8 protein-coding genes are annotated in these 16,656 nt (G+C 52.3%); 4 read left to right on the top strand and 4 right to left on the bottom strand.

Annotated elements, in window-relative coordinates:
- Window positions 1–95: 95 nt before the first annotated feature.
- The 3 genes from KJ970_02510 to KJ970_02500 all read right to left on the bottom strand — a co-directional run bounded on the left by KJ970_02510 (window position 96) and on the right by KJ970_02500 (window position 6,452).
- On the bottom strand, window positions 96–2,603 hold the full coding sequence (locus tag KJ970_02510; protein ID MBU2689771.1) for a glycoside hydrolase family 3 C-terminal domain-containing protein: 2,508 nt from the start codon (window positions 2,601–2,603) through the stop codon (window positions 96–98).
- A gap of 148 nt (window positions 2,604–2,751) precedes the next feature.
- The gene (locus tag KJ970_02505) at window positions 2,752–4,998 is read right to left on the bottom strand and encodes a DUF4838 domain-containing protein (protein MBU2689770.1); all 2,247 of its coding nucleotides are present in this window, start codon (window positions 4,996–4,998) and stop codon (window positions 2,752–2,754) included.
- A 2-nt stretch (window positions 4,999–5,000) separates the two neighbouring features.
- Window positions 5,001–6,452, bottom strand: coding sequence for an alpha-L-fucosidase (locus KJ970_02500; protein ID MBU2689769.1), 1,452 nt, complete (start codon window positions 6,450–6,452; stop codon window positions 5,001–5,003).
- A gap of 281 nt (window positions 6,453–6,733) precedes the next feature.
- On the opposite strand from KJ970_02500, the gene KJ970_02495 reads away from it, so the two are divergent.
- From KJ970_02495 to KJ970_02485, 3 genes are all read left to right on the top strand, one after another.
- Window positions 6,734–10,636, top strand: coding sequence for a response regulator (locus KJ970_02495; GenBank protein ID MBU2689768.1), 3,903 nt, complete (start codon window positions 6,734–6,736; stop codon window positions 10,634–10,636).
- 242 nt (window positions 10,637–10,878) lie between these two features.
- A complete protein-coding gene (locus KJ970_02490) occupies window positions 10,879–11,928 on the top strand; it encodes a DUF5123 domain-containing protein (GenBank protein MBU2689767.1) in 1,050 nt (349 codons plus the stop codon).
- A gap of 295 nt (window positions 11,929–12,223) precedes the next feature.
- Window positions 12,224–13,366: an AAA family ATPase gene (locus KJ970_02485; GenBank protein ID MBU2689766.1), complete on the top strand. Its 1,143-nt coding sequence runs from the start codon at window positions 12,224–12,226 to the stop codon at window positions 13,364–13,366.
- A gap of 139 nt (window positions 13,367–13,505) precedes the next feature.
- On the opposite strand, the gene KJ970_02480 is transcribed toward KJ970_02485, so the two are convergent.
- Window positions 13,506–16,058, bottom strand: coding sequence for an AsmA-like C-terminal region-containing protein (locus tag KJ970_02480; GenBank protein ID MBU2689765.1), 2,553 nt, complete (start codon window positions 16,056–16,058; stop codon window positions 13,506–13,508).
- Between the two features lie 370 nt (window positions 16,059–16,428).
- Between KJ970_02480 and KJ970_02475 the strand changes: the two genes are divergently transcribed.
- A complete protein-coding gene (locus KJ970_02475) occupies window positions 16,429–16,647 on the top strand; it encodes a hypothetical protein (protein MBU2689764.1) in 219 nt (72 codons plus the stop codon).
- The last annotated feature ends 9 nt before the right edge of the window (window positions 16,648–16,656 follow it).

Here is a 16,656-nt window from a genome sequence, read left to right as displayed (position 1 = left end):
AGTTTTCAGAATAGACCGCCCCTCAAAGGGAGTCAAGATGAGAAATGTCGGCAAGTGATATAATGAGCGCCAGGCAGGCCGGGTGGGATCCTCTGCTACTCATTCTCCCTGGCGACGGTAAGGGTTTCCCGCAAACGAATGTCCTTGCATGAAGCACCAATCATGATGCGGAAATCACCCGGCTCGACCACGGGCTTCAGATCACGGTCGAGCATCGAAAGCATGTCGGGGCCGATGATGAAGTGCAATGCCCTGGTCTCGCCCGCTCTCAGATGAATCCGTTGGAAACCTTTGAGTTCGGTGACAGGGCGCGCCATCGAAGCGAGCTCATCGCGAATGTACAACTGTACGACTTCGTCACCTTCCATCGCACCCGCATTCTTCACGATGAAATGTACGGCAGCGGCGCCGCCTGCGGATATTTGGCGCTCCACCAATCGCAGATCGCTGTACTCAAACTGTGTATAGCTCATGCCATATCCAAACGGGAACATCGGCTGACCCGTGAGATCCAGATAGTCATCGCCGCGGCCGGTGGGTTTGTGATTGTAGACCAATGGTAATTGACCTACTGACACGGGAAAGGTGATGGGCAAGCGTCCCGCGGGATTGTAATCGCCGAAGAGCACGTCGGCGACGGCATCCCCCCCGGCTTCGCCCGGATACCATACATGCAGCAGGGCCGGCACACTGTCAAGCCAGCTGGTCATGGTGACGGCGCCGCCGCCGACCAGTACGACGACCGTCGGCTTGCCGGCGGCCGCGACGCGCTGGATCAGCGCCTCCTGGCGGCCGGGCAGATCAAGATTCGCGCGATCCCGGAATTCGCCTTCTTCAATGCCCACCACGACAACCGCGGCATCACTCCGGGCAGCAAGCGCGACGGCCTCGTTGATCGCGGAATCGCCGCCGGTCTCCATGCCGTAGTTCCAAACCAGCCGAAGCCGGGCATTGCCGGTCGGCTCGAAATACTCAATGCGCAAATCATATTCCCTGCCCTCTTCGAAGTGATGTTCGGCGGCCAGGCTGCGGAAGGAAACCTTGTGCCAGTTATCAATCACCAATACGCCGTCAATGGTCAGCCGATAGCCGTCATTGCCTTCAACGCCAATCTTGACCCATCCTGTCGCGGGCGCCCTAAGCTTGCCGATCCAGCGCACAGAGTAAAAATTGTCGGGAAGCCTATGTGGGTCAGGAGAATTCAACGTCCATTGGAATTGAATCTGCGGGTCGACGCGGGTGAAGACGGGATCTCCGGAGAGATTGATATTGTTATAGTAAGATCCAATCAATCCATTTCTCAGGGTATCGTCTTGAACGCAGGACAGAAACTCCGGCGGAACGGTTGTATAGTCTGGGGAAACCCGGGGGCAACCCTCGGCATACACGATTTGGGTCGATGGACCGATCTTGTTCTTAATCCCATCGATAATGCTGACCTTATCATTGCCGGGACCGCTGTATCCGCCCAGTCGCGCCTCGGCGGCATCCGGACCCAAAACGGCGATCTGCTTGAGATTCCGGTTCAGGGGCAGCGTCTGCCGGTCATTTTTGAGCAACACGATCGATTCCTGGGCCGCCCGGCGGGCCAGGAGAACATGCTGTTTCTGTTCCGGCGCTGAGATGGCGTCGCCGGTGTCGATATAGGGCTGATCAAACAATCCCAGTTCGAACTTGGCCCTTAGCACACGCGCCACCGCGCTATCGATCACTTCCGGCGGTATTCGTCCCTCATGAAACGCCGGAAAGAACAGCCCGGCATGGTCGAAGGAAGTCTGGAAGATAACATCGAGTCCGCCTTTGATCGCTTGCGCCGTGGCATCAGTGTAATCACGCGCGGTGCCATGGAGGCCATTGGCGCCGCCGACCGCGCAAGCATCGGAAATGACGAAACCTGAGAAACCCAGCTCATGCTTGAGCCATTTATCGTTCAACCAATCGCCGGCGGTACAGGGAACGCCATCAAGGGAATTGTACGAGGTCATGATTGATCTGGAGCCGCCCCGGCGGATGCACGCCTCAAATGGAGGGAGATAAATCTCGCGGAGCAGGCGTTCACTATAATGTATGGGATAGCTGTCGCGGCCGCCGTTTCCCACATTGGCAATAAAGTGCTTTGGGGTGGTGATGATTCCCTGCTGTTCGAATCCCGACGTAAAGGCCACGCCCATGTCCGCGGCCAGCAACGGATCTTCGCCGTAGGTTTCTTCCACCCTGCCCCAGCGAACATCATCTGCAATGTTAACGACCGGCGACAGCACCTGGCGGATGCCGAGGGCCCGGCATTCCCGTGCTATGGCGTGTGAAACCTCGCGCATCAGGTCTGTATCGAACGTCGCCGCCAGCCCGATGGCCTGCGGGAAGGATGTGGCGCCCGGTTGAACGACGCCATGCAATGCCTCCTCGAACAGGATCACCGGGATGCCCAGCCGGGTCTTCTCGACAAAATGCCTCTGCAGATCGTTGGCACAGACCATTGCACTCGCGCTGTCACAGTAGTTCCGCGGCTGAAAACCGAAGGCGCCGTGTTCATACCTCGCGACGCCTTCGTCAAGACTTCCGGCCAGCATGAAGAGCTGCCAGAATTTTTCTTCGAGCGTCATGCGAGAGAGAAGATCTTGGACCCTCGTCTCGACAGGGAGACGCGCATCCCGGTAGGATTGTGCCGCCGCGGGAGTGGCTATTGAAATAATCACCACGATGAATGCGAGCAGCGGCCCGATCGAACGAATATTCCTCAATGTCCGGCTCCTATTGTACCGATATCTCGTCGATGAAGATCCATGCGGGCCCTCCGGATCCCTTGTGCCAGGCCGGACAACTCTTCACGCTGACCGCCTTGACCCGGATGTAGCGCGCCCGGGATGATTCGAATGTGACATTGTACGGCGCGATGATGGCGCCCCATTCTTCCGGCGCTGTCGTGTTCTCGGTCTTCCCCACCTCGCGATAGCCCATTCCATCCTTTGAGATCGAGAATGTTACCAGAAGCGGCATGAAGATCCAGGAATTTATGTCTTGCAGGAAATCGGTGTTGATGGCCGAGATCGATTTGACCGCACCGAGGTCAAGGGTCGCTTCCATATCCTCCCCCTCGAACCCGAGCCAATGGGTGTGATAGTCATCCCAGCCCTTGCATCCATCGGTCAGAGCCGCGGGATCGCCCTGGTGATACTTCTGGCTGGCGGGCCGGGTCAGCACGACCGGGCTGGACAGAGCGAGATGCGGTCTCGTGCTGCCCTCAAGAAACTTCCGGGTCGATGCGAAGTACTCATCCGGAGAAGTACCATGCTCCCACAGCCTGGGAATGTCTGCTTCCCGGCAACGCTGGACGAACAGAGCCAGAAGCGACTCTATTTCCGGTTTTGTCTGTAGTACGCCTGCGCTGGTCCTCACAAAGCATCCCCGCTCGGCATCCCCGGCGACCTTGGCCTGTTCCAGTATTGCGAACTGCACGGGCAGATGAGCGGTGCGCACGCGCGAAAGTATTTCCAAATCATCATTCACCGCCGCTTCCGCTTTGGCGAAAAGATCGCTGTAGCTCTGCATCATGCGCGGGGATAGGTATCCGTCGCTTGAAGTCAGTGGATATCCGTAAATGGAGAGGTCCTCGCCGGATGCCGCCAGCGCGTCATGCATGATATCGATGTACTGTCTGATGAATGGCGCGGCCCGGCCGTAGTATCCCTGCAGGAAGTCGTTAATGATGGCATCAACATCGGCATAGGGGTTCCACAGCAGCTTAGAGATCAAGTAAATCCGAAGCTCGGCGAACTCACCATGCATAACGGGCAGTCCCTGCTCGAATATCGATGTGATACCGCTTTCCACAAAGAATTGAATATTCGGTTGCAACACGCGCAAGTTCGGAAATGGACTCACAAGATTGCGGAATTGTATAACGTAATCCCACAGGAAAATGTTATGCGTGAGTTTGCCCCAATCCCTGACATCCTTCACAAAGGATACGCTGCCCGGATCATCAGCAAGCGGCTTACTGCGGTTACATTCGATGCTGCAGAGCATGATATTCACATTGGGCCTCGGCTTGATGCGCCGCGGCGCGGAACGTGAATACTGGTATGCCAGCGTCGAGATTGTTTGATCGGGGAATTTCTCGGCAACCCGGTTCACGAAGGCCAGGATCGATCCGGATTGAGCGCCTTCGGCCTGGCCGGCGGCGCGGCAGAATTCACATTCGCAAGGTGCGTAGGTATCATTCTGCGAAACCGACCAGAAGCTCGAGCCCGGCTTTTCACTCATTCGAGCGCGGAGTTCCTCGACGACAATGTTAAAAACGTCGGGATTTGTAAGGCATAGCTGGCCCTCGGGTGTACGGCTTCCATTCAACATAGAAAAGTATTCCGGGTGCTCCTTGAAGTATTTATCCGGTGGAACCAGCTCCTTGAACGTATGAACGAACAAGCCAAAATCGTCGTTGGTGTCCAGTTTGTGCCAGGCGACATATGCAGCATCGCGTATGTCCTGCATGCGAAAGCTCAGTTGTGGAATTTGCTGGTCGTCCATGCCGGGGAGTATAATTGTGGTCTTCTGCGGCACCACCTCCACCGTGAAGCTGTACTTTCGACAACCGAGGTAGGATTCGAGAAAGGTGTACACGGCGTTTTGAAATCCGTCGGCGGTCTTGGCCGTAAAAACCAGGTCCTTGCCAGTGGTTTTGAGGCGGAAGCCGTCGTTACCGAGATCCGCCACGCTCAATTTGGGATCGCGACTCGCGCCAATCTCGACGATGATCTGAGGACTCTTCTCGGATAGGCTGTGGATTAGCGGCAAATCAACGCCGGAAATTTCTCTGATGTACCGACGGAGGATATCGATGCTTGCATATACCGGCGCCGGGACGTCGGTACCCGCACAAACGCCAACCTCGCTCTTTCCGTCCTGGACCAAGATGAAATTTCCAGGTGCGGCGCCAACTTGCGTCACGCCGCACAAGAACGTTACGAGAAGAGTGAGTCGCCGCCAAGAGCGCCACATCGTTACTCCACCGAAAAGTGGAAAGCCCAGGCATACCTGCAGGGCGGATTGATATGCGCCGCTTCCGGGACACGAATAGTAAATCCTACGGCGGCTCGCTCCCACGCGACCGGCGCCTTCACGCCATACATCGTGACCGTACTCCCTGCTTCAGGAATGAAAGCGTTGATGGTTATCTTCTCCGGAGGCTGCAGCTCGTCTTCATCGGCTAGATAGATGGCGTTGATGCTTCTATCCGGCATTCGAGTGAAACAGATCTTGCCCTCTTTGTAAGGCGGCACGGCCCGCGTGCTGTAGATGGCGTTGCTATTCACCTTCATCCAGGCGGCAATGCCCTCAAGACGATCCAATGCCGCCGGTGCGAATTCGCCTTCAGCGCTGGGACCAATATTGAGCAGCAGGTTGCCGCCTTTGGCGACGATTTCGACGAGATAATGTATCAGTTGCGAGGTCGGCTTGTAGGTGTCGGTTGCGACGTATGTCCAGGCCGTGGCCATCGTCATGCAGGTTTCCCAGACGTGGTCGAGCGCGGTGTCGGGTATCTCCTGTTCTGGCGTGCGATAGTTCTGATAGTTACCCTCTACCGCCCGATCCACGATGATGAGGCCCGGCTGCTTGGAACGCGCCATGGCTGCAATCTTCGGCATATCGATGTTTTGGTCACAGGGATTTTTACCCTCACGCGGCGAGGTCGGCGTCATGGGCTGCACCCATCCCCCGTCAAGCCAGAGGATATCGACGCCGCCGTAATCGCTCATCAACTCCTTAATCTGATTGTAGGTAAACTCCTTGAAGCTCTCCCATTTCTTGGGATACTTCTTGATATCGTAATTAACGTTTCGGTCGAACGGCGGAAATTTGGGCCACCAGTAGTCGGGGCAGTGCCAATCCGCTTTTGAGAAGTAAGCGCCGATTCCGAATCCACGTTTACGGAACGCAGAGAAGATTTCCCGGGTAATGTTAGCCCTGGGATTGGAACTGAAAGCGCAATCATCAGCGGTGACTTTGTAATTGGTCTCCTTGGTATCAAACATGCAGAAGCCATCATGGTGTTTGGTCGTGAAAACGACATAGCGCATGCCGGCGGCGCTGGCGGCTTCGGCCCATAAGTCAGGATCGAACTTGATGGGGTTGAACGTAGTCTTCAGGTTATCGTACGCGGCCTTGTACTGGCAGTAATCTCCAGCATATTCGCCGCGTCGCTCACACCAGTTTTCGTCCTCGGGGCAGAGACTCCAGCTTTCGACAATTTGCCACTGGCAGTACGGACCCCAGTGCATCAACAAACCAAATTTCTGATTCTGAAACCATTCCAATTTCTCGAGGACCATGGGATCGGTCTCCTTTATGGTGGTGGCGTCACCCGGTGCCTGGCTTGCCGCGCCAAGGAGCAGAACCAGCGCGACCAGGAAGGCAAGCAGGCGCGAGTGATTTGCTGCGTGACCTGGAATCATGACCATAAGATCCTCCGGATGGTTCGCTCGGGTCATCCCCGTGCTCGGTCGAGGGCCGGTCCGGCCCATGCCCTGAAACAGGTTCCATGATAGCAGATTGTGCAGCGCCCTTGAAAAGGGGGAATGAATAGCATCTCCGGCGCGCGGCCGGTTCTATTCAGAAGATGAATTTTCCAATCAAGATTATCCAAAATTAACCCGATATAGATCAAAATACCGTATTTCGGGAAAGACAAGAATACCCATTGGATAGGGGTCCTTTGCTGTATGATCACTCTACAATGCGGGATATCAAGATGGCCTCGTCTAACGAACTGAGTGGCTCAGCCAAGCAATGGCGCAAATTGTTCGTCTTTATTTTCATTTCCATATGCGTCCTGCTCTGCTCAAACAATCCCTCAATGGGTATCCAGACCAATTTCGTACAGATTTCGCTCAATGAGGGTCTCTCGCAAAGCATCGTAAAATGTATTATCCAGGACCAACGAGGATTTATGTGGTTCGGAACCGAGGATGGACTGAATCGCTACGACGGTTATGATTTCCGCATTTTTAAGCATAATCCGGATGACGCTAACAGTCCGAGCTATAGTGACATCCTCACTATCATGGAAGATAGCCGTGGCTTGCTCTGGATCGGAACCTTTCACGGCGGTCTGAATTGCTATGATCCGGCAACAAATACGTTTACACGCTTTCAAAGCACCGACGGAAGCTCCGGTTTTTTGAGCAATGAGATCGTGCATTCTCTCACCGAAGATCGATCTGGAGCGATATGGATAGGCACTGATCTCGGCTTGAACAGGTATGACCCCGCAGCTGGAACATTTAAGCAATTCCTCAGCGACTCCGAGAATCCCAAAAGTATCAGCGGTAACACAATCAACGCATTATTTACGGATCGGTCAGGAACTGTCTGGATCGGTACGGATAATGGCCTCGACATCTTGCATACGCCTGACGTGACAGAAACCCGTGGGTCGTTCGATGCCGTACCAGCATACAGCTTCAAACGCGTTGGAAATACAAGTGAGACTTCCAAATTTCCACAAAACATTACGGTGCAAGCGTTGATCGAAGACGATGACGGCGTCCTCTGGGTCGGAACCGGAGAAAGCGGCTTGATTAAGTTTGACAAATATAACAACCAAGTCACATCTTACACATTTGATCCTTCGGATCCAAACAGCATAAATTCCGACAATATCCAAGCCATTTGCTTAGACGCATCCGGAATTCTCTGGATCGGAACAAATAACGGCCTCAACCGTTTGGATCGGCATACCGGCCATTTGACTCGCTATAATCGCTTGCAGAACAGTCCGGGCAGCTTGAGTCGAGATGATGTTCGCGCACTGTATGCGGATCGCTCCGGAGTTCTCTGGATCGGAACTTATGGCGGTGGCGTCGATAAGCTCGATCTCGAATCCAAGGCTTTCGTCCATTACAAGCCCAATACAATTACAGGAGGAATGCTCAGCCATAGCATCATTTGGTCGGTCATTGAGGATCATCAGGGGATCCTCTGGATTGGAACCCACGGCAATGGTCTTGACCGGTTGGATCGAACCACCAATAGCCTTGAGAATTTTCAGCCGGATCCATCCGACCCCAATAGTCTGAGCAACGCTTTCGTCCGCTGCATCTATGAAGATCGTGCGCATGTTCTCTGGATAGGAACCAATGGGGGCGGTTTGAACCGCTTCGACAGTGAAAGCAAATTATTTACGAGTTTCCGCCACGATCCGGATGATCCAAAAACAATCAGCGCGGACCAGATCCGCACTATTTATGAGGACCGTGGTGGAGTTTTATGGATTGGAACATATGGCGGCGGGCTCGACAGTTTTGACCGTCAAAGCTCAACATTTTCTAATTATAAAAACGACACAACGAATCCACATAGCATCAGCAATAACTACATCCGCAGTATCTATGAGGATGAAGATGAAGCAGGACATGTGCTTTGGATAGGAACGGAAGGAGGTGGAATCTGCCGGCTCGACCGTGAAACCGGGATGTTCACCCGATATCTAAATGATCCTGATAATCCGAACAGCTTGAGCGAAAATCATGTGTTTTCAATTGTCGAGGATTCTTCCGGAATCTTGTGGATTGCAACTTATGCCGGTGGTTTGAATCGATACGATCGGCAAACCGGCGCGTTTACCAGTTATACGATTCAAGACGGCCTGGCCAGTAACGCCATTTATGGCATTCTACAGGACGATCACGGAATCCTTTGGTTGAGCACCAACATGGGTCTGTCGAAATTCGATCCGCGAACCGAAACATTCAGGAATTTTGATACCAGAGATGGCCTGCAGAGTAATGAATTCAACGGAGGCTCATTTTACCGAAGCGCACGAGGAGAAATGTTCTTCGGGGGCATTAACGGATTCAACGCCTTCTTCCCGGATGATATCATGGATAATCCATATCTATCGCATGTCATAATCACGGATATTCTAATATTCAATAAAAGCGTGACAATAGGTTCTGAAATCAATGCTTCAGTAATTCTTGATCGTGCAATTACAGACACAAAAGATATCGTCCTATCATACCGCGAGGATGTATTCACTTTTGAATTCTCAGGGTTACATTTTGTCACTCCGGAACGCAATCAATACGCCTACATGATGGAGGGTTTCGAACGCGATTGGAACTATGTAGGTTCACGGAGATTTGCGACATACACCTGCCTGCCGCCAGGCGATTATGTCTTTCTTGTCAAATCTTCCAATAGCGACAATGTGTGGAACGAAAACGCACTTTCACTTAATATTTCCATAACCCCGCCATTTTGGCAAACCCTTTGGTTCAGATCAATTGTCATATTAATAGCGCTATTTTTCATCATTGCATTCTATAGGTTCCGGACATATGGCATAAGAAAACAAAATCGAGCGCTTCAACAGGAAATCAAAGAACGCGAGCGTGCCGAAGTAGCGATGCAACACGCAATGGCCATTGCCAACGATGCAAATCAGGTTAAAAGCGAATTTCTGGCGAATATCAGTCATGAATTCCGGACACCCATGAACGGAATCATCGGCATGACAATGCTGACCCTGGACTCTGATCTCGACGAAGACCAGCGCGAGAATCTTGAAATCGTCAAGCATTCAGCCGATTCGCTTCTGGAGATAATGAACAATATTCTCGAGATTTCAAACATTATAGGTGGCGACCATCCGCTTGGTCAGCACGACTTCAAACTAACCGACTTACTGGATGAAATCGATTTTATCAAGGGAACTCGTATTCGCGACAAAGGAATAGAATTTCGAATTATCATCGATTCCGATGTCCCCATCAACCTGAAAGGAAATAGAAATGCTCTGCATCAGGTGCTTAAGGAAGTCGTTGGAAATGCAGAGAAATTCACCGATAAAGGTTCGATAGAGCTTCACATTCGGCGAAGCAAGTCAATCCCTCCAAATCAAGATACGATCTTGATCGAATTTACAATTTGCGATACGGGAATCGGCATTTCTTCAGAAAATATGGATTCTATTTTTGACAGCTTTCGCCAAGCAGACGGATCCCATACAAGAGAACACGGCGGCACGGGAATCGGTCTGACAATTTGCCGTCAGCTTCTCAAAATGATGAAAGGATCAATCTCGGTAAAAAGCGAAGTTGGACAGGGAAGCACATTCCAATTCAATGCATGTTTCGGGCCGGGCCAATCCGTCAAGAAAGAAAACCTTTCGCTTGAGATATCTGAGTATAGCGCTTATTCACCAAAGAAATACCAGGAGACGCAACCGCAGGAATCGAACAGTTTGGACATTCTTCTGGTAGAAGATATCGTCGTCAATCAGATGGTTGCGTCGGCCATGCTGAAGAGGGCCGGCCACAGCACTAAAATAGCAGAAAATGGTGCTGTTGCTTTGGACAAGTTGGCATCAGGAGAATTCGACCTCATCCTGTTGGACATTCAGATGCCTGTAATGAATGGCTTCGAGGCCACAAGCATTATTAGACATTCCGATAGTTGGTATCGTGATATACCAATAATAGCCGTAACCGCGCATACCTTGGAAGAAGATCAGAAAAGGTGTCTAGAATCCGGCATGAATGGCTATATTGCAAAACCGATCAACAATAATGATTTGAAAAATGTTATTGCGAGCGTTATGCATGCCCATGCCTGTAATGTCCGAAAAGCGGCGTAGGGTAACCTTACCCCATTTCATTGCTTTGCATTGTTACACAAAAACTACTTATACAACCGCAACCTCCTATTTAGTAGTCAGTTATGGGAGACTACGCCTTCCATTTGACGGCCGAGCCCAATTGGCCTTATACTATTGGCGAGGTCGAGTGACTAGTATTGAGGGAGCCGCAAGCGAGGTGTGAAATGTATGTGAATCGGTCTTTTGTACTGGTTGCCATGGCTTTTGCTTTGCTCCAATCTATGGTACAGCCTTCATACTCTGAAACATGGCATGTCTACGAGGACGGGAGTGGTGACGCACCGACCATCCAAGCAGCGATCGACTCCGCCTCGGCGGGGGATGATGTCCTGATCCATCCCGGTGTGTATTCCGATTTGCATCCCGACCCGTGGGGAGATTGGAACACAATCATCACAATGAAAGACAGTATCTGGATTCACAGCTCCGATGGCCCCGAAGTCACGATACTCGATGCTCAGGACCAGGGAAGAGTTGTTGTCTGTTGGGCAGAATATGCGGGGAATATCAGCTCTGAAGCCGTAGTGGAGGGCCTCACACTCACGCATGGCAGAGAAGGAGGTTATGGCGCCCCCGGCGGTGGAGCGATCAATGTCGAGGGGTCGCCGTCTCCCGATCTTTGCACCCCGGTCTTTAAGGGTCTTCACATTGTCGAAAACAACGCCTTGTCGGGAGCCGCATTGGAGATTCTTTTTGCGTCCCCCACCATAAGTGGGTGTTGGATTGAAGGCAACTTCAGCAGTATAGATATCATTGGAACATTTGACGGTACTCTTACATTTAGACAAAATGTGGTCGTCAACAATACCTGCTCTGACTTCCCGCTCTTCCGCTTTCACAGCAATACTGCATTCATCGAAGGCAATACCTTTGCGTTTAACGAGAGTGGATCCTATGGTGGAATCATCGAGCACACCGGATCTGGGACCTACAAGAATAACATTATTGCTTTCAATGTGGGGAGTGGGAACGCTAGCTTGGAGCATCTTGAATGCTCCTGCAATGACGTGTATGGAAATTTGATCGATTTTGGCCCCTTCGGCGTAGACGGGCATATAAGCGCCGATCCTCAATTCTGTGATCCCGACAACGGCGATTTCACCCTGACTGCCAGCTCCCCCTGCTTGCCCGGTCACCACCCGGATAATACCGACTGCGGGTTGATAGGCGCTCTTCCAATTGGCTGCCCAATTTCCTCCGTTCCGACACCAGCCCCTATTCCGACCACGTGGGGCCTATTAAAACTCAATTCCCGCGAGAATAAACGCTAGATACCTTCCATGACACTTACACATATAGCGAATCCCAGCAGCTCTCACCACCGGGGTCTCCGTTAACAAAACAAACCGCCCCGTTTCGAGGCGGCTTCCGGTGGCTCCCCGTGCGGGACCATTTTCTCATCATTCTCTGATTCCAGCTCACGTCGAGTTTCTGGTTTCGCATACCTAACCGATAGCCCCCCAAATAGATAGATAGAATAGTTGCTTTGGGTTGAATACCAATTGACAATATAGTCGTCATTTGGCATCCTGAATGACGAAATAGACGACGATTCTGGAGGCCGACATGGTAGAAGTAACGCGTACCCTGGATCTAAATGCTCTCCTGCAGAAGAAATCTCATTTCTTGTTCGGACCCCGTCAGACCGGCAAGACCTTCTTAATCCGCCGCTCTCTGGCCGACGCCCGAATCTTCGATCTCCTCGATTCTTCCGTCTTTCTGGCGCTCAGCAATAATCCGGGCCGATTGGAAGAGGAAATCTCCCCAAAGGACAGCGTCATCGTCATTGACGAGATTCAGAGACTCCCGGAACTTTTGAATGAGGTTCACCGCCTGATTGAATCCCGAGGGCTTCGATTCTTGCTCACGGGGTCAAGCGCACGCAAACTCCGACGAGGAGGGGTCAATCTATTGGGAGGTAGAGTCCGCACGAAGTTTCTTCATCCATTGACTTATCAAGAGCTGGGTGATCGTTTCGATCTGTTGAAGATGGCTTCGCGGGGTCTCCTCCCTTCAATCTACTTCTCCGACGATCCTGCTGCAGATCTGGAAGCCTATGTGGGCTCATATCTGCAGCAAGAAATTGCCGCGGAGGGCGCTACCCGCAATGTACCCGCTTTCAGCCGCTTCCTACGCATCGCCGCCCTTTGCAATGCCACTATTGTGAATTATACAAAGGTCGCAAACGACGCGCAGGTGGCAAGGACAACCGTCTACGATTACTTCGATATCTTGAGGGACACACTCATTGTTCATGAGCTTCCGGCATGGAAAAAGTCTCTTAAACGAAAGCCCATCGTGAGTTCGAAGTACTACTTTTTCGACGTTGGAGTCGTGGCATCCCTGCAGGGCAGGGCATTCAGGATCGGCACGCCGGAGTTCGGTGAAGCCTTTGAAACTTACATTTTCCACGAGCTTCGCTGCCAAAGAGATTCTGTATCCGGCGAAATCTTGAGCTATTGGCGATCCACCTCAGGTTTTGAAGTTGACTTTATCATTGGCGATCACACGGCCATTGAGGCGAAAGCTAAGAAGAATATTACTTCTGATGATCTTAGGGGTTTGCGAGCCCTCTCAGAGGAGAAGAAACTCAAGCAGATGATCTGCGTGAGTTTAGAACCACGTGTCCGGCAGGTCGGTGGGATACGGATCCTACCATGGCAAGTGTTCCTGGATGAACTCTGGAAGGGAAAACTGGAGCGGCGGTAGCCGGCGCGGAACCCGCCCGTGGATACGGGCAATGATCATGCTTTCACAAAACCGCACTTACACATTCTGAAGGATCAGTCAATCCTGATCCCCTTTCCTCGCTTTTGTGGCACACTTATCGGGATGCACATCTCTCAGCTTACGGTTTCTTGAACAAGTCCTTCAGCTTGTTCTTGATCTTCTCCTCCGCTTCTTTCTTTTTCTTCTCAAGCTCCAGTTTCTGCTTGGCGATTTCCTCTTGCGCCTTCTTCTCTGCCTCGAGTTTCTGTTTGTCCACTTCAGCCGTGACGGCGTCTTTGAGTGGATCAGTGACCGCACCCTTGATGATCTGCGCGAGTGAAGTCTTGACACTGGGACTCGTCAGGGTGCCCCCGATGGCCACATCGATCACAATCGTTTCATTGGTCAGAGCGGCGATGTCCTGACCCACCAGTTGTGAGATGAAAGAGTTCGTTTTCGATTTGAGTTCAGATGCGGGGACATGGATTGTCAGTTTGTAGTCGATTGACTTATCGAGTCCGTTCGAACCCGAGACTGTGATCAGGTAATTGTCTATGGAAAAGTCGATCGGCTTGAGTCGGAAACGGCCGCCCTCGATTAGATAGGCCGGATCCAGGTTGTGCATTGAGGGATTCTTGAGTTTGGCAAGCTGGAGGTTGTCGGCTACCATGTCGAGCGGTGCGAATCCCTTCAAATCAACCTTGGGAATACGGAGTTGACCTTTGCTGAAGAATTCCTGCCACATGGGCAGCAATGCGGCATCGAGATCGGAGTCGATATTGATCTCGCCGCTAAATGAACCCACCAGATGATGTGCGATGGGCGCGAAACGCTGTACTGCTTCCAGCTTTTCAAAGGTGGTCGGTATGCTCAGTTCGGTTACCTTGGCATCGAGGAAGAGATGAGGTCGTTTCGGCGGGATGAAACTATAGTTGCCGCTGGCAACGACCGTTCCTCCCAATGTCTTCGTATGCAGATCGAGCAAGCTCAGTATTTGATCCTTCAGTTGAAGATTGCCGGCAGCATCGGCCAATTCCAGGTTATCGTAAAGCACGCGTCCGAAATCAGCCTGCATCAGAATCTCAACACCAGCCGGGAGTTCCACTGCCTGCAACTTTTCACTCTCGTCGGTCACCCAGGGATTCAGATCAAGGAAGCTCGACTTGACAACAAGCGTACCTTTGAGCGTCTTCTTGGCGAAGATGTAACCGACAACATCTTCCAGCAGCCCATTGGCGCTGACATCACTCTTGCCGACTTTGGCTATTAGCTTGTCAAGTGTGATTCGCTGCGGCGAAAAGGTGATCTGAGCGTTGCTCACTTTCAGACGTTCGGGAAGCTGCGCGGAGCCATAATCCACATCGGTGAAGACCAGTACGCCGCTGACACTGAACTTGTCGGCGTGGCCCTTCTCGGCATCCGACAAATTGCCCTTCAGATGCAACTCCGACCGCAGGTCGCCTTTGAGGTCGGGTACCTGCTCGAGCGGGGCGATATTGACGGCAGTTCCCAGATCCACGGAGCCTATGATATTCAAGTCAAGCAGGGGATCGGACAGCGGCGTTTTCACTGAGCCGGTGATGTCAACCGCCTTGCCGAGGATCTCGAAATGAAGGCTGTCAAGTTTAACCACGACATCATCAGGTTCTTTACCGCGGTTGCTGATTTGGAGAGTCATTTGCACCTGATCAATTGAGGTCGGCATCTGCGAGTATTTCGCCCGGCCCTCATTGAGATTGACGCTGATGTCGAAGTTCGGAAGCGACGTCTTGCTGCTGACACCCTTGATCTCGCCGGCCAATTTCAGTTGGCCCTCGGCGGAAAGGTCCTCAAAGTCTTTTTGATATACAAAGGGGATCATCGACAGCAGGCTTTTCAAATCAGCCTCAGGGGCACCAAGCCTCAGATCAAGTTCCACCTCTTCCCCACGCTGAGCAGCCCACCCAGTAAATGCAAGCGCGAGATCATTGAGACGTATCTCATTATCAGCGAAAACGTACTTCTTGTTCACGAGGTCCACATTGATATCCGCCTTTGCCACAACCTGCGCTTCGCTGAGATAGGTTGTTCCCTGCATCAAAACGGTCATTGCCGCAATCTCGGTATGGGTCGCCAATAGGAACTGGCTCTGACTGAAATCACCATGCCCCTGATGCCGCAATCCCGCGACAAGCACCTGCACGCCGCCGGCCTCATCCTGGTAACTGAGATGGCCATCCTTAATTTCATAGGTTTGTACTGCCAGATTGAACGGCTTGGTGGACGCGTCCACCGCGGATACATCTTCCGGGGGCGATTCGGCAAATATCTGCCAGTTGTTGCGTCCATCCTGCCCCACCCGCAGATTCATGTGCGGCTCAATCAGGTGAATAGACACGATCTCCAGCGGGCCGCCGCCGATAAGACTGCCGAGATTGACTGTCCCCTCGAATTCCGGCAGCACCAGCAGGGTATCGCCGGCAAATGGCTCCTTGTTGACGATTATCATTTTGTCGATCGTGAGTGTTGCTTTGGGGAAATGTCTGATCAGGCTGAGGCCGATGTCATCGAAATCGAGAGCGGCAGCCATGCGCTTGTTGGCTTCATGCTTGACCATTTCCTTGATCTGCCCCTCAAATACCAGCGGCACTATGAACAGTGCTGCCACGAGCAGGAGCAATAGCGCGGCAATTACGATGAGAGTTTTCTTCATAGCGAAATCCCTTTCATTCCTGCAAACCGCGGTTCAATGAATAGGTGCGTCCGATAGTCAAATCACCAATCTCAGCCTTCAAAACGAGTGCCCCGCTGTCAAAGGGGCCCGGTGCCACAACGTGTGCGTCAATCACTTCCCATATCCGCGAAACTCTATGATACTTACAAATATAGCGAATCCAGATGTCCTAAGCCAACAGGGTCTTTGCTAACCAGATAAACCACCCATTTCGATGCAGCTCATTGCGGCTCCCCGGTATAGTAAGCATAACCACCCGCCGTCGGTAACAGTCTTTTGACTGTGATGCATTATTGATAGTACTATCCCTCCACAGTTTTCGTGTGGACTGTTAACCCGGGGGATGTACATGATGAAATCCAGCGCACTTCCTATCTCCATCGCCTGTCTGACAGCCTTCATGCTCGGCTGTGAGAAGACCGACGACGTGTTGACCCCACAGCCTTACGAGCCGGCAGAACTCAGCGGCACAGCAGGCCCCGCCGGATCTGGGGCTGACGGCTCCCGCCGAGATCAGCTTCAGTTTCTCTGCGCCGCCGGTCCCTCAGACGGCGGGCAAAGCGGATGATCCGCAGGA

It is taken from the genome of Candidatus Eisenbacteria bacterium (assembly GCA_018831195.1).
Classification (GTDB): Bacteria; Eisenbacteria; RBG-16-71-46; order CAIMUX01; family JAHJDP01; genus JAHJDP01.
The sequence above is the reverse complement of the archived record's forward strand: the minus strand, read 5'-3'. Positions and strand labels throughout refer to the sequence as shown.

Bases quoted from the DNA above. Each gene is read 5' to 3' on its own strand.
- KJ970_02490 (MBU2689767.1), top strand. From the start codon at position 10,879: ATGGTACAGCCTTCATACTCTGAAACATGGCATGTCTACGAGGACGGG.
- KJ970_02495 (MBU2689768.1), top strand. From the start codon at position 6,734: ATGCGGGATATCAAGATGGCCTCGTCTAACGAACTGAGTGGCTCAGCC.
- KJ970_02485 (MBU2689766.1), top strand. From the start codon at position 12,224: ATGGTAGAAGTAACGCGTACCCTGGATCTAAATGCTCTCCTGCAGAAG.
- KJ970_02480 (MBU2689765.1), bottom strand. From the start codon at position 16,058: ATGAAGAAAACTCTCATCGTAATTGCCGCGCTATTGCTCCTGCTCGTG.
- KJ970_02510 (MBU2689771.1), bottom strand. From the start codon at position 2,603: ATGACGCTCGAAGAAAAATTCTGGCAGCTCTTCATGCTGGCCGGAAGT.
- KJ970_02500 (MBU2689769.1), bottom strand. From the start codon at position 6,452: ATGATTCCAGGTCACGCAGCAAATCACTCGCGCCTGCTTGCCTTCCTG.
- KJ970_02475 (MBU2689764.1), top strand. From the start codon at position 16,429: ATGATGAAATCCAGCGCACTTCCTATCTCCATCGCCTGTCTGACAGCC.
- KJ970_02505 (MBU2689770.1), bottom strand. From the start codon at position 4,998: ATGTGGCGCTCTTGGCGGCGACTCACTCTTCTCGTAACGTTCTTGTGC.